This window comes from Pantoea sp. YU22 (assembly GCF_003970755.1).
Lineage (GTDB): Bacteria > Pseudomonadota > Gammaproteobacteria > Enterobacterales > Enterobacteriaceae > Pantoea > Pantoea piersonii.
This window is the reverse complement of sequence record NZ_RYDU01000004.1, coordinates 35284-48359: the sequence shown is the minus strand read 5'-3', so window position 1 is coordinate 48359 and position 13076 is coordinate 35284. Positions and strand designations below refer to the sequence as shown.

The following is a 13076-nucleotide window of genomic DNA, read 5'->3' as shown; positions in this document are numbered from 1 at the left end:
ATCAGGGCAACCTCGCGCGGAGGTTGCCGGATAGCGTTAAGACGCGGTGTTGGTCTTGATATTCCACTGGGAAGTGGTTTCCGCGCCGGCGGAACCGTCTTCCGCCTGCTGGGTGTAGTTCTCCTGGATCGCCGCCGCCTGGAAGGCGTAGTCGATGCCGATGGTGTCGTCATCGCGCGAGCCGGTGAACTGCACGCTGGTCACCAGCACTTCCGTCAGCTGGATGACGTTGTAGATCATCTGGGTGCCGCCCGCCTTACAGACGTGCATGGTCAGCGACGGAATATGTTTGCCGTTGGAGCAGAACTGCAGCAGGGTCGGCGTCGCCTTATCGATACGGCAGTGCACGTGCAGGTCGTTGTAGTTCACCTTGCCAGCGCCGCCGCCGCCGCCCACGCTCATATTGTTCGGCTGATTAGCGCCCCAGCTGAAAGAGAGCACGTCGATCCAGCCCTCATGCGCGGAATCTTTAGACTCGCCTTCAACGCCTTCAGGTTTGAAATACATTGCGATAGCCATACTGGTGTAACTCCTTGCTTTTAGTTAAGAAAATAAAAATGGCGCGGCCATCCGCGCCGGGGGTTAATGACTTTGCTTCTTCAGCGACGGCAGCTTCGAGACCAGACGCAGCGAGACCGTCAGCCCTTCCAGCTGATAATGCGGACGCAGGAAGAACTTCGCGGCGTAGTAGCCGGGGTTATCCTCCAGCTCCTCTACCAGCACCCGCGCGTCAGCCAGCGGCTTACGCGCCTTGGTCTCCTGGGTCGAGTTAACCGGATCGCCATCGACGTAGCGCACGATCCAGGCGTTGAGCCAGCGCTCCATATCCTGCCGCTCCTGAAAAGAGCCGATCTTGTCGCGCACGATGCACTTCAGGTAGTGGGCGAAGCGGCAGCAGGCGAACAGGTAAGGCAGGCGCGACGCCAGCTGTGCGTTGGCGGCCGCGTCGGCGTCGTGGTAGTCCTGCGGCTTTTGCAGCGACTGCGCGCCGATAAAGGCGGCGAAATCGGAGTTTTTGCGGTGCACCAGCGGGATAAAGCCGTTTTTCGCCAGCTCCGCTTCGCGTCGGTCGCTGATGGCGATCTCGGTCGGGCATTTCATATCGACCCCGCCGTCGTCGGTCGGGAAGACGTGACACGGCAGGTTTTCCACCGAGCCGCCCGACTCAACGCCGCGGATCGAGGTGCACCAGCCGAACTGCTTAAAGGAGCGGTTAATATTGGCCGCCATCGCGTAGGCGGCGTTGGCCCAGGTGTAGTTCTGGTGGGTCGCGCCTTCGGTCTCCTCTTCAAAGTTGAAGCTGTCGACCGGATTGGTGCGGATGCCGTAGGGCAGGCGCGACAGGAAGCGCGGCATCGCCAGGCCGAGGTAGCGCGTATCTTCGCTTTCGCGCAGGGTGCGCCAGGCGGCGTATTCGGTATTGTCGAAAATTTTGGTGATATCGCGCGGGTTAGCCAGCTCCTGCCAGGACTCCATCTGCAGCGCGCTCGGCGCCGCGCCGGTGATAATCGGGCAGTGCGCCGCCGCGCCGATTTTCGCCATCTCGCCCAGCAGCTCCACATCCATTGGGCTGTGATCGAAGTAGAAGTCCGCCACCAGGCAGCCGTACGGCTCGCCGCCGAACTGGCCATATTCCTCTTCGTAGATCTTCTTAAACAGCGGGCTCTGGTCCCAGCCGACGCCTTTATAGCGCTTCAGCGTCCGACCCAGCTCTTTCTTGCTGATATTCATCACGCGGATTTTCAGCATTTCGTCGGTTTCGCTGTTATTCACCAGGTAATGCAGGCCGCGCCACGCCCCTTCGAGCTGCTGGAAGCCCTCGTGATGCATGATACGGTTCACCTGCTGCGACAGCTTCTGGTCGATTTCGGCGATCAGCGTCTGGATGGTGCGATAGGCGTCGTCCGAGACCGGCAGGGTATTTTTCAGCGCCTGCGCGGCCAGGGTTTTCACCGCGTCGGCGATGGCGTCGCGCGCCGAGTCGCTGTTCGGACGGAACTCTTTATTCAGCAACGCGCTGAACTCATCCTGGGTTACCGTCTGCTGCGCGGCGGTACGGGTCGTCTGGGCGGCGTTACTCATGGTCGTGATCCTTTTGCGGCGCGGCGGCTTTCGGCGCGGCGGCGAGCGCGTCCAGCAGATGCGGGTTTTTCAGCACGTCGGCGATCAGCGCTTCCGCGCCGTTTTTGCCGTCCATATAGGAGAGCAGGTTAGAAAGCTGGGTACGCGCCTCAAGCAGCTGGTTGAGCGGCTCTACGCGGCGCACAATGGCGTCCGGCAGAAAGTCATCCATGCTGTTGAAGGTGAGATCGACGCCCAGCTGGCCTTCGCCGGTCAGGGTATTGTCAACGTGGTAGGCGAGATGCGGCTGCAGCGCTTTCATGCGATCGTCGAAGTTGTCGATATCGATCTCCATAAATTTGCGCTCCGCCACCTCCGGCTGTGGCGTAACGGGCTGACCCACCAGATCCGCCATCACGCCCATAATGAAAGGCAGCTGGATTTTGCGGTCTGAACCGTAGATCTCGACGTCATACTCAATCTGCACGCGCGGTGCGCGGTTGCGCGAGATGAACTTCTGTCCGCTGCTCGCTTTTTTAATGGTGGGAAAGTTAGCCATCGTTTTTCTCCGTTAATCGTCAGGGGTGGGCAGCGCTAACTCATTGCCCGGGTTGGCCGAATACGCCATTCAGCTGGCTGACCGCCTCGGGCGCCAAATCGCGAATGATGTTCATAAAATCCATCTGGATCAGCCGCTGCACGCGCTCAAGCATGATGGGCGCAGGGTGGCTGGGTTCATGCTGGTGAAAGTAGGTTTTGATCTTCTCCAGCATCAGCTCAACGTCGGCGCGCGAATGCAGCGCCGCCTGATGCCAGGCAATCTGCGCGGGAGCGGCCTGCTGGCCTGCGGCGGCGATCTCGTCGTCGCCTGCCTCCTCCACGGCCTCCACCGCTGGCGCGACGGGCCGCGCCGGACAGAGCGGCAGCAGTAGCGCCACTATCTTCTCCACGGCGCTGAGGTCGGGAAGATCGCCCGGCGAGAGATGCTGCGTCAGGGTGTCGCGCAGCAGCGGCAACTGCTGCGCGAGGGTTTGCAGCGCGCCGACGCCGGGATGGTCAGGCGCGGCGAACTCGTCGCGCAGGCGGGCAAGTCCGCCGGGAAAGTCGGGGATGTCGCTTTTACTGCCGTCCGCCAGCGCGACCGCGTCGCGCAGGGCGATCTCGCCGGTGCTGCTTTTGATCAGCCAGCACTGGCGCAGCGCGTTAATCAGGTTCGAATGGCCGCTCAGCGCCGAGAGCGCGTTGATACGCAGCAGCGGGTCCGGCTCGCCGTCATACTCCAGCGGCGGATAGAGGCTGAGCCAGTAGCGCTCCAGCGCCTGCGTCAGCAGTGTGATGCCCTGGGCAAACCCTTCCAGCCCGCGAATGTGAGTCCAGGCTTCGGTCAGGATCAGCATCACCCGCACGTCGCGCGTGCGGGTGTGCAGCGCCAGCGCCGCTTTCTCTACTGCCTGCCAGTCGGGCGCTTCTGCCGGAATAATGGTGCTGCCAAACTGCTGTTCAGACTTGCCAACGCACGCCTGCTCCAGCGCCATAAACTGCGCGTCATACTCCAGGTTATCGCCGCAGGGCGCGTCGTCGCGCAGCGGGCTTAGCAGTGATTCAGGATTCATCGCCTCTCCCTTGTAGGTGTTTGCCGAACATCGGCGTATGCAGCCCCTGATGTGACGAGAGCGGATCGAACAGGCGGAAAAAGAGCTGCGAGGTAAAGTTGCCGCTGTGCGAATGGGTGTAGAAGGCGCTGCCGTCACTCTGATTGCTCCACCAGAAGCTGCTGTACTGTTCTGGATCGAAAAAGGACGCCAGCTTCGGCCAGTTCAGGGTGTCGGGCGCGTCGTCGTAGCCGATGATGTCGAGCACGTCGGAGCGCGGCGTTCCCGACGGCATCGCCGGGGCATCAAGCGCCAGCAGCGCGGCGTCGAGCTGGTCGCCGGAGTAGCGGTTATGCACCGCCTGACTCAGGGTTTTGCCGAGCCGGTAGTACCAGTCGCCCGCCAGCTTCAGCCGCAGCGGATGCCACGCCTCAGGGGCGCAGAGCTGCATGGCGCAGATGGGGTACTGCCGTCCGACGCGATCTCTGGCGGGCAGCAGGCATCCCATCTGCACCCAGGGCGCGCCAAGCGAGGCGGGCACGACAAAGTTCCATACCGGCGCGCGCTGCAGCTGCGGCTCAGCCTGCGCGCCGATGCGCTGCATGCCGCTGCTGAACCAGTGCGACCAGCGGCTGACGACATTCTCCGGCAGCCTGCGGCGCATAAAGTCGCCGCTGCCGGGCAGCTTGCCGTACCAGCCTGGAGGAGAAGAGAGGCGCATGGCGGGGTTCTCCTGTTTCATGGGCAGCGAAAGGCCGGGAGCTGCAGCGGATTGCGCACGCTGTTAGCGGTGTATTCCAGCACCACCTGGCGGCCGCCGAGGCTGAAGGTGGCGATATGGCTTAACGGGCTGCCGCCGTTTGCGATGCGCGCTTTATCAAACAGGCGGTTAAGCGCCCAGGCGCCCGAGGTGGTGAGCGTATCCCCGGAGCCGTCAGTTAAGCCGGTCTGCATCCGCACCTGCTGCGTGCCGCCGGGGCCGGGCCAGCTCACCACCTGCGGGGTCTGCGGGCCGTGGCTGTAGCGGATCAGCTGACCATCGACGTCGAGCGTCAGGTTAAGGATGGCGTTATCCATGCTCAGGGGCCGGATGGTCAGGCGGTAAGAAGGCGCGCTGGCGCCGCTGGCAAAGAGCGCGTCGCGTATCGCCTGCGCCTGCTGGAAAGGCTCCAGCAGCGCGGCGCCGCCCGGCAGGCTTTTGCCGTCGACGCCCGGCGCAAAGCGCCAGCGGCTCTGGGTAGTGTCGACGTTGCTGGCGAGGCTGGCGCGGAAAAAGCTGTCCATCAGCCCGCTGCCGGGGGCGAACATGCGCGCCATATCGTCGGGCGTGATATCAACGCCGGAGCGGCTGGAGAGCGGATAGCGTCCGGCGATCGCCTGACGGCAGAAGCTGCCCACCTCGACGCTGGCGCGTTTCTGGGTGTTGTTCAGGCTGCGCTGCTGCGTATCGCTGCTGGCACCCACCGCCAGCGAGAGCAGCATTGAGCGAAAGGGCTCAGGCTCGCGGCCTGCGTCAGCCTGCATACGAGAGATAATTTCATTGCGCGGCGGCGTCATCATGCTGTTGCTGGCGTCCTGCACCGCCGTGAGATAGCCGTAGAGATCGTCGACATTCTTCAGCTGCTCGTCGAACGGGATATGGTCACTCTGTCCGTCAGTCGCCTGCGCCTGCTCGATAATGGCGTCGTAGTGCGCCATGACGCGCTGCTCAGGGGCGTCGAGGCTGCCGCGCTGCTCCGCTTTGCGGGCGCGGAACAACGCCTGCAGCGTCTGGGTGGCGTTGTTGTTGAAGTAGTGCGCGCCGCGCTCCGCCAGCGACGGCTTCTCATCTTTTTCCGGCTTCGCCAGCGTCAGGTAACGGCTGAGGTTAATGCGCAGCTGGCGCAGCGGCGAGGTGCGCCCCGACAGCAGGCGCGCCATATTGATGCGCGCCTCCAGGCTGCTGGCCGGATTAAGCTGGATATCGCTCAGCAACGCATCCCAGTGCGCAATAAAGTCCTCCATATAGAGGCGGCGAACGGAATCCTCCAGCCGCTGCTGACCGCTGTCGCTTTCGCGGCGGCTCAGCACCCACTTATCTTCCTGCTGCAGGCCAGAGGCGACCTTGCCGATATGGTCGCTGAACGCGCCCCAGTAGCCCTGCGGCGTAAAGAGCGACGGAATCGGCTGCGTTAGTGGCGCGCCGCTTTTGCGGGAGAAGACCAGCTCGCTCTGCGGGCCGCCGAGCGTCAGCAGGCTAACCCCTTTGTCGCCCTGCGCCGCCAGTAGCCGTTTGAGCCGACCGTAGACGCGGCTGGCGAGCGGCGAGCGGTTAATCAGATTTTGCTGGCGCACCACCAGCGCGTCGTCGCGCTCGAAGGGCGAGGTATTGATCTTGTTGTCAAACAGGTGGCCCAGATGCTGATCAAGCTCGCGCAGCGCCTCCTGCGGCGCGTTGGCTCCCTGAAAGCGCTGGATATTGAGCATGATCCAGGCGTGCAGGAACTGGCCGTCGTAGTGCTGCGGCATATAGAGCATCTGATAGGCCTTCAGGGCTTCATAGCTGTAATCGACGTCGCTGCCGTTGTCGTTGCGCAGCCAGTCGGTGATATTGCGCGCCGCCAGCGGCAGCAGCAGCTCCTGCAGGGCGCGATCGTAAAGGGAGGCGGCCGCGCTGTTGACCTCTTCGCCGCGGTAGAGTCCGGCGCGCCAGCCGACGGGCGGGCTATTGGGATCGGCGAGCTGCGGCGAGCGCGGTATCGCCGTCAGGCTGCGCAGATAGGGCAGCAGGGCGAACATATCGGCGCTGTTGAGCGGCGGCAGCGCGGCACCCTGGCGCTCGAAAGCCGGGATCTTCGCCAGCGTGGCGGCGAGATAATTTTTATTGTGGTGATAGCTGGTCAGCCACCACAGCAGGGCGATCAGCAGTACGCTGCCGAACAGGCCGTAGCCGATCCAGTGCGCCATGCGATTGCGGTACTCCCACCAGCGGTTGACGCCCGCCAGGCCCGCCTCTTTAAAGATTACCGACTGCAGCACCTGCTGCAGAAAGAAACTCTGGCCGTGTCCGGCTGGAACCGGCGTCGCGTGGCTGAAATCGTCCTGGGACGCAGCGGCGGCGCGGGCGTCGATGTCGGGCAGCCCCAGCGCGCGGTTCATCTGACCCATCACGCGGTCAAACGGCAGCCCTTCCTGCGTGCCGCTGGTGAAGTAGATCCCGCGCGGCCGCAGCGTCTCCTCATAGTGCGAGGAGGCGAACAGGATTTCCAGGTAGTGCCGGAGCAACGGCTTCAGCGCGGCGAACTCCTGTGGGAAAAGATAGATCTCGGCGCGCCTGGCGCTGTTGTGCTCGGCGATCATCAAATCGGAGACGCCCGCCAGCAGACGGCTGTGCAGTCGTTCGAACTGGTAGTCGAACTCGGCGCCGAGATCGGGCTGTTTCTGCCGCCATGGCCAGGTGACGCCCCAGACCTGATCGCGCTGCGCCTTGCTAAAGCCCGCGAAGGTCGGCGCGAAGCCTTTAAGCAGGTCGCTTTTGGTCACCAGCAGATAGACAGGAAAGGGGATGCCAAGCTGTTCGCGCAGCTCAAGCAGACGCTGGCGCAGGGCGCTGGCCTGCGCGTGCCGCGCCGTTTCATCCTCGGTAAGCAGATCGCCGATGCTGATGGTGACGATAGCGCCGTTGATCGGCTGGCGCGGGCGGGAGCGCTTCAGCAGGCTCATAAAGCTTTTCCACTCGCTGGCGTCCTGCTCTCTGTCGCTCTCCTGCGTGGTGTAGCGGCCTGCGGTATCAAGCAGGATCGCCTCGTCGGTGAACCACCAGTCGCAGTTGCGCGTGCCGCCGACGCCGCGCAGCGCATTCTTGCCAAAGCGGTCGGCCAGCGGGAAATGCAGCCCGGAGTTGATCAGCGCGGTGGTTTTGCCCGCGCCTGGCGCGCCGATCAGCATGTACCACGGTAGCTGATAGAGATACTGGCGGTTAAAGCGCTGCAGCCACGCGGGCAGACGGCGGTTTTCCGCCCGGTTGAAGCGGGCGTTGCGCAGCAGCTGCGTCGCCTCGTTGAAACGTGCGGCGAGCTGCGTATCCTCTGTGCGCGTCTCTGGCGGCGCCTCCGCTGGCGCGGGGGTCTCCAGCCGACGCACCAGGCGACGGTTTTGCAGGCGTCGCCACAGGCGCGGCACCAGACGAAAGGCGAACCACAGCAGCCAGAAAAGCGCGATAACGATAAAGCGATTCTCTTCTGATTCCAGCGGACGCATATCGCCAATGGCGATCAGCGGGCCGATGGTCCAGATCAGCAGGCACAGCGCGGTGATGCCCATTGCGCCCCACAGCAGGCGGCTGGATACAATTAAGAGCAGTGTGCGAAACATTAGGGGTCCTCAGCGCAGGCTGTTCAGTTCGGCCTGGGTCTCTTTAGGCGCGACCTTCAGCGTGATCTCCACCCGGCGGTTACGGGCGCGGTTGGCGTCACTGCTGTTCGGCACCAGCGGGTCGCTGTCGCCGCGGCCCTCTGCGCTGACGCGATCCGGCTGGCTCAGGTGCGCCTGCAGCATCTTCTGCACCGCCTGCGCGCGGGCCAGCGCCAGCTCAAAGTTGGAGCTGAAGCGTGCGCTGTGGATCGGCCGGTCATCGGTATAGCCGCTGACCAGGATCTGGCCGTTGACGTTATTCATCGCCTCGGCGATACGCAGGATCACCGGCTCATAACGGCCGTGAATAGTGGTGGCGGCGGAGTCAAACAGCCCGTCGCCGCGCAGCAGCACCACGCTCTGCGTCGCTTCGTCGCGCACGCTGACCAGCCCCTCGGCGATTTCCCGCGCGAGGAAACGGCGCAGATCGAGCGGTGGCGCAGGCGGCGCGGCGGGGCGCGCAATCTCTACTTTCGGCAGCGTCGTCTGGTAAAGCGCCGACAGCACCGGCGAGGTGAAGTGGCTGAGCCGCCAGTTAAGGCCGATGTAGATCAGGCAGCCGAGCAGCGCCAGCAGGGCGGCGAAGCTCCAGAGCGGAACCAGCGGTCGCCACAGCCGCTGCGCCACCGGTTCGTCGAACGGCTGCGGCGAAAGCGGCGGGGCATAACCGCCGCGCACGTTCTCAATCAGCTGCAGCAGCCGCTGCTTCAGCGTCTCAAGCTGGGTGCGTCCGTTCTCCATAATGCGGTAGCGTCCCTCGAAGCCCAGCAGCAGGCAGGCGTTCATCAGCTCCAGCAGCAGAATGTTTTGCTGCGGCTGCTGAGAGAGACGCGCCAGAAGCTGGAAAAACTTCTCGCCGCCCCAGGTTTCGTTATGGAAGGTCACCAGCAGTCCGCTGCGCGGCCAGACGCTGCGGCTGCCCCAGGGCGTCAGCGCCGCCGCTTCATCGAGCGAGGTGCAGAGGCAGTAGCGCGCGCCGACGATGGTTTCGTAGGGAAGCTGCGCCTGCTGGCACTTCACTTCGAAGCGACGCATCAGGTCGATCAGCTGCTGACGCAGGCCGTCCGGATTCTGGTGCGATACCGAATGGCGGATTTGCGGAATGGCGTTGATCAGCGGGTTGGCCAGTGCCACCAGCGGATTCTCCGGCTGCGCGGCGTCGGGAAGATAGCCGTTGAGGGAGAGTGACTGCATCATGGGTCCCGTTCCTCCTTCAGTCGTGCGCATTGCGCAGCGCCCAGAGTTGCAAATTCAGGCCGGGGAATTCGCCCGCCAGGTGAAGCGCGAAGGCTTCCGATTTCGTCATCTGCGCCCAGAGATCGCCGCCCTGTTCCAGCGCGAAATAGGTGTAGCCAGCGTGCCAGGGGATCTGACGCGGCGCGGCGGGCATGGCGCGCAGGGCAATGCCCGGCAGCTGAAGCTGCACCAGATCGCGGATGCGGCTTACCGGGGCGATCTTCATCTGCGCCGGGAAGTGCGTCAGCAGGGTTTCGCTCGGCATATCGGCGCGTACCGCCAGCACAAAGCCGTAGTCGCGCAGCAGGCTGGCGTCGGAGACCGTCGCCACATAGAGTCCGTGTGAGCGCTCTGTGAGCGTCAGCTGCAGCGCGCTCTCCTCCATCACCAGCGACAGACGCTGGCGCAGATGCAACATCAGGCGGCTAAAGCTGAGCTGGAGGTTATCGTGGTCATACCGCGGGAACTCCTCCGGGCGGCGCGTCGGCGACCAGGTCGCCAGCTCGGCAGCGAACTGCAGCCAGTCGCTAAAGAGCTGCTCTGGATGGAGCTGCGGCAGGCGGCGCGCGTGGCTGAGCTGGCCGATATGGCGGTTAATCAGCGCCAGCAGCATAAAATCGATCATTTCGGCGTTGCCGCCGCGCCCGGCCTGCTGCAAGCGTTGCGCCATCTGTTCGCTGCGCTGGCTGAGAATGCCATCGAGATCGCTGATAAAGGCGGCGACCGCCGGCGAGCTGTGGCCGTTGAGCAGCGGCGGAATATAGCTGCTGTCGAGCTGAAGGTGGCGCGATGCATCTTTGCCTTTGACGTGCGCGACGCCGAGCGCGGTCCATTCGGCGTTGAGATCGCTGGCCGCCATCAGGCGCAGGCGCAGCGTGCCGAACTGCACCGCGGCGCGGCCGACGGCGGCGCTGTTGAGATCGGCGACTTCGCTTTCGCGTGCGCTGTAGCGCGCCAGCGAGTCCGACGATGCCTCGAAGATCACTTCGGTGCGGCCGTCGCGCTGCTCCGGCAGCGCCAGCACCACCCGGATATCGCTCTGGTTATCGCCAATCTCCAGCGGCGCGGGGCCGTTCTCCGCATCGCTGATGATAAAAGGAGTGCCGTCCGGCATCATGCCGCTCGCCTCGGCGATAGCCAGCTTTCCCTGGCGCAGCAGCGACGGATCGAAGCTCAGCGTCATAAACCCCCAGTGATAGGGACACTGCAGTTTCCCCCAGCTGCGGCTGTAGCCTTCCAGCCAGCGTTCCGCCTGTTGAAAATGGTGGGGACGCAAAAACATCCCTTCCGTCCAGATCACCTTATCCGCTCTGTTCATTTCGCCTTCCTGCCGTTCTGGTTAATCATTGCTGCTCTGACTGAGCGTCAGTCCCTCTTTGCCCGCCACGACGCTGACCTTCAGCTCGTTTTCGTCGCTCTGCCAGACGCGATAAAAAGGGCGGGGCCGCGCCGCAGGCAGCGTCAGCAGTTTTCGCCAGACTTTGCGGTCGATGGTCTGGTACTCCGCCATGATGCCGACATAGCGCGTGCCGACGGGCGGCACGCTGGCCGTGACGCTGCGCGGCGTCTGCCGCGTCAGAAAGAAGACGTTGCTGTCGAGCAGGTTCTCGCCCAGCAGCGACGACGCGCGGTTTTGCAGCGAGTAAAAGTCCGCCGAGGCGAAATCGGACGATGCGCGCAGCATAAAGAGCCGTATTTTGAGCGGTGCGCCGCCGTTGGCGTCGGGACGGTAGCTAAAGGCGATGTTCACTTTCGCCGGCGCGTCAGGCGCGGCGGGAGAGGAGGCGCAACCGCCGAGCGCGCCCGCACAGGTCAGTGCAAGCAGCGCTGCAAAACGCATGGTCATGAGGCGCTCCTATTGAATGATCCAGGTGGCGGAACGGCCTTTACGGCAGGCGCTGTCGCCGTTGCCGACGCCGATGCACTGCCGGGCGGCGCGGCGCGATACGAGCGGCGCCCCTGTCACGGTGGCGTCATAGCGCGCTGAGGGCACGCCCGCCTTAAACTCGACGTAGCCGGTCAGCTGCAGCTCCGGGCTGTCGGAGATCGCCAGCCAGTTGTTTTCTACCCGACCCAGTACCTGGTAAAGCTCGCCGTTTTTAAGCGTCCCGACCCGTTTTCCCTGGAAGCCCGGCGTGCTCATCACCGACGCCGCATAGAGCGCGCGATAGGCCTGATAAACCGGCGTGAAGGTTTTCGGCGCGCCGATCTCGTGGCGATGCACCAGGGTCGTTCCGTCCACTACGCTGGTTTCCAGCTTCTCCTGAGGTTTCACCGGCGGCGCGTTACAGCCGCTGAGCGCTAACGCAATCACCACGCCAGATATCATCTTTTTCATAAGGGGTAACCGAGCTTCCATAGAGTGTTATCGCGCCAGCAGTTCGATAGTGGTCTGGCTGGGCGTCAGACGGACGCCCGGCGCGTTGTTCAGGTTCTGTAAGGTAGTGCTGCCCATGCGTGTCGCGGGCGATCCCTGCAGCAGTAAGGTGGAGCAGCCGGTCAGGTGGCGCGAAGGGCCAAGGATCACGTTCGAGATCACCCCGCCGAGCACGCCCGCTTCATCTCCCTGACTGACGGGGATCAGCGTGGTCATGTTATGGGCCGGCATGCCGGCGAAGAGGATGGTCGGCGCCGTAGGCACCGCCAGGCTGCCGCTGGCGATATTGACGAAGGTCGTCGGCGCAGGCGCTTTGCAGACGTCGCTGACCGCCTGGTCGCAGCCGCCGCGTTGGCAATTGGCAAACATATCCGCTTCTCCCTTAGCCCATGTGAATCTGTTTGGCGTCGACCTTGGTCAGCGACGTGCTGCTGATCAGGGTGTTGCGCGAATGGAGTCGGGTGAACTCTTCAGTTTTGACGTCAAGCTGGCCTGCACGAACCTGTTCGCACTGTGCGGTTTTGCGCAGCAGCCGCTGGCTAAACTGGCTGAGGCTCTCCCAGACGCTTTCACACTGTTTGCCGAAGAAGCGGCCGACGCTGATCCAGGCGGAAACCGACTGGCCGCGATAGCGCAGGCTGTCGATATCGCACTCGCCCTGTGCGGCTTTCAGGCTGAACTGCTGGCTGCTAAGCGTGAGCGCACCGCCGCAGGCGAGATGCAGATCGCTGCCGCAGCCGAGCTGCGCCGTCTGTTGGGGCTGCGCCCGCTCCAGCACCGCCAGCAGCCAGAGTTGATGGTTAAGGTTGGCCAGCAGCACACGGTCTCCCGGCTCCGGCGTCAGCAGGCAGCTGGCGGCGCGCTGCGTGCGCCAGCGACGTCCCTGCAGCTCCACCTCGACGCTGTTTTCGGACAGCGGGGCGACCACTACGCCCTCCGCCTGCGCAGGCAACCGCAGCGGCATGGAGAGGGTGTTCTCTTTTTTGCTCATAGCGAACTCTCACAATCGACGAAAGGGAATGGCGCGAAACAGGGGAGGCGCGGCGTAACGGTTTTTCCTGCGCCGACGCGGTTATTTCCACGCGCATCGATAACAGCGTGATTAGCCGCTTTTTTAAGAGACTGACGGCAAATAAAGGCGATTCTTTCTGCTGCAAAGCCTGTTGGGGCGAATAAACTGCATGTTAAAAAGAGGCGCATAGAAGAAACAATAACCCTCAGTTAATATATTTTGATTTTTTACCGCCAATAAAAAGACGCAAACAGCTCCGCCAGAATAAATAGAGGCGTGGCGCATACGCAGCGTTCATGATGCGAAATAATTTACTCAATAAATACACTAGCCGGGGAACATATTTACATTATTCGCTGGCACCTGTGAAGATGGGAATACTCTTAATAAATAGCCCGGCAAAATA

General features: G+C 63.1%; 12 protein-coding genes. All 12 read right to left on the bottom strand.

The features are described 5' to 3' along the window. Positions 1–36: 36 nt before the first annotated feature. On the bottom strand, positions 37–519 hold the full coding sequence (locus tag EKL29_RS08345) for a type VI secretion system tube protein Hcp (protein WP_120456665.1): 483 nt from the start codon (positions 517–519) through the stop codon (positions 37–39). 63 nt (positions 520–582) lie between these two features. Further along, positions 583–2082: a type VI secretion system contractile sheath large subunit gene (gene tssC / locus EKL29_RS08340; protein WP_126689350.1), complete on the bottom strand. Its 1500-nt coding sequence runs from the start codon at positions 2080–2082 to the stop codon at positions 583–585. Further along, the gene (gene tssB / locus EKL29_RS08335) at positions 2075–2620 is read right to left on the bottom strand and encodes a type VI secretion system contractile sheath small subunit (RefSeq protein WP_120456669.1); all 546 of its coding nucleotides are present in this window, start codon (positions 2618–2620) and stop codon (positions 2075–2077) included. The genes tssC and tssB overlap by 8 nt, the downstream gene beginning before the upstream one ends. 40 nt (positions 2621–2660) lie before the next feature. Then, positions 2661–3674: a type VI secretion system protein TssA gene (gene tssA, locus EKL29_RS08330; protein WP_126689349.1), complete on the bottom strand. Its 1014-nt coding sequence runs from the start codon at positions 3672–3674 to the stop codon at positions 2661–2663. Continuing rightward, on the bottom strand, positions 3664–4374 hold the full coding sequence (tagF, locus tag EKL29_RS08325; protein ID WP_120456673.1) for a type VI secretion system-associated protein TagF: 711 nt from the start codon (positions 4372–4374) through the stop codon (positions 3664–3666). The genes tssA and tagF overlap by 11 nt, the downstream gene beginning before the upstream one ends. Before the next feature lie 17 nt (positions 4375–4391). Further along, the gene (tssM, locus tag EKL29_RS08320) at positions 4392–8006 is read right to left on the bottom strand and encodes a type VI secretion system membrane subunit TssM (RefSeq protein WP_126689348.1); all 3615 of its coding nucleotides are present in this window, start codon (positions 8004–8006) and stop codon (positions 4392–4394) included. A 9-nt stretch (positions 8007–8015) separates the two neighbouring features. Next, positions 8016–9242, bottom strand: coding sequence for a DotU family type VI secretion system protein (locus EKL29_RS08315; protein ID WP_120456677.1), 1227 nt, complete (start codon positions 9240–9242; stop codon positions 8016–8018). Between the two features lie 16 nt (positions 9243–9258). Continuing rightward, a complete protein-coding gene (gene tssK / locus EKL29_RS08310; protein ID WP_126689347.1) occupies positions 9259–10599 on the bottom strand; it encodes a type VI secretion system baseplate subunit TssK in 1341 nt (446 codons plus the stop codon). 21 nt (positions 10600–10620) lie between these two features. Beyond that, positions 10621–11127, bottom strand: coding sequence for a type VI secretion system lipoprotein TssJ (tssJ, locus tag EKL29_RS08305; protein ID WP_126689346.1), 507 nt, complete (start codon positions 11125–11127; stop codon positions 10621–10623). Between the two features lie 9 nt (positions 11128–11136). After that, complete coding sequence (locus tag EKL29_RS08300; protein WP_126689345.1) at positions 11137–11619, bottom strand: lipoprotein; 483 nt, start codon at positions 11617–11619, stop codon at positions 11137–11139. A gap of 27 nt (positions 11620–11646) precedes the next feature. Beyond that, positions 11647–12027: a DUF4150 domain-containing protein gene (locus EKL29_RS08295; RefSeq protein WP_120456684.1), complete on the bottom strand. Its 381-nt coding sequence runs from the start codon at positions 12025–12027 to the stop codon at positions 11647–11649. A 13-nt stretch (positions 12028–12040) separates the two neighbouring features. Continuing rightward, positions 12041–12649 carry a DUF3540 domain-containing protein gene (locus EKL29_RS08290; RefSeq protein ID WP_126689344.1) on the bottom strand — a complete coding sequence of 203 codons (609 nt, stop codon included), beginning with the start codon at positions 12647–12649 and terminating at the stop codon, positions 12041–12043. Positions 12650–13076 lie beyond the last annotated feature (427 nt).